Annotated in this window: 1 pseudogene; it reads right to left on the bottom strand. The window is 75.2% G+C overall.

Annotation, left to right across the window (positions count from 1 at the left end):
• Nucleotides 1–883 (bottom strand): annotated as a pseudogene (locus ACWGIG_RS37060) (DNA-binding protein); the annotation flags it as partial.

Below are 883 nucleotides of genomic sequence, written 5' to 3'. Positions count from 1 at the left end.
CAGCAGGGCCGAGCCGCCCGGTCGCGTGGTGCGTCCAAGGACCGAGCGCACCCGACTCCTCCGGGCGGGAGTGGACGTCGGCGACGCGTCGGCCGGAGCCGTCCGCCTCCCCGAGCACCACCTGGACCTGGACCCGGTCACCGGGATCGTGCGGCAGGACCAGTGGGGTGAGCAGAGCGAAGTCCTCCAGCACGTCGAGCCCGCACGTCTCACCCGCATGGAGCGCCATCTCGGCGAACGCGGCACCGGGCAGGAGCGACAGCCCGGCGACGACGTGGTCGCGCAGCCACGGCTGGGCGGCGCCGGACAAGTGGCCGGTGCACAGCAGGCGTTCCGTACCGGGCACGGTGGTCGGCCGCGCCAGCAGCGGGTGACCGCCGTCGTCCTCGGCCGGGGCGGAGGTTTCGCTGAGCCAGTAGCGCTGCCGCTGGAAGGGGTACGTCGGCAGCTCCACGCGCCGGGCGCCGCTGTCCGCGTACACCCGCCGCCAGTCCACCGACAGGCCGTGTACGTGCAGCCGAGCGAGCGAGGCCAGAGCAGTTGCGGACTCCGCCTCCCCGGTACGTACGAAGGCCGTGAACAGCGGCCCCTCGCCCCCGCCCTCCCCGGCCGGGCCGGGGTCGGACACGGCCGCAGCGGTGAGCGGCGCGCCGGGACCGATCTCCGCGAAGGCCGTGACCCGTTCGTCGCGCGCCAGCCGGTGCAGTACGTCCCCGAAGCGCACGGTCTCGCGGACATGGCGCACCCAGTACGCGGCCGAGCGCAGGTCGTCCCCGGCGGCCGGTCGCCCGGTGAGCGCCGACACCACCGGGATGCGCGGCGCCCGGTAGACCAGCCGCGACGCGACGCGGCCGAACTCGGCGAGCATCGGCTCCATCAAGGG

This window comes from Streptomyces sp. NPDC054863 (assembly GCF_053610825.1).
The sequence above is the reverse complement of the archived record's forward strand: the minus strand, read 5'-3'. Positions and strand labels throughout refer to the sequence as shown.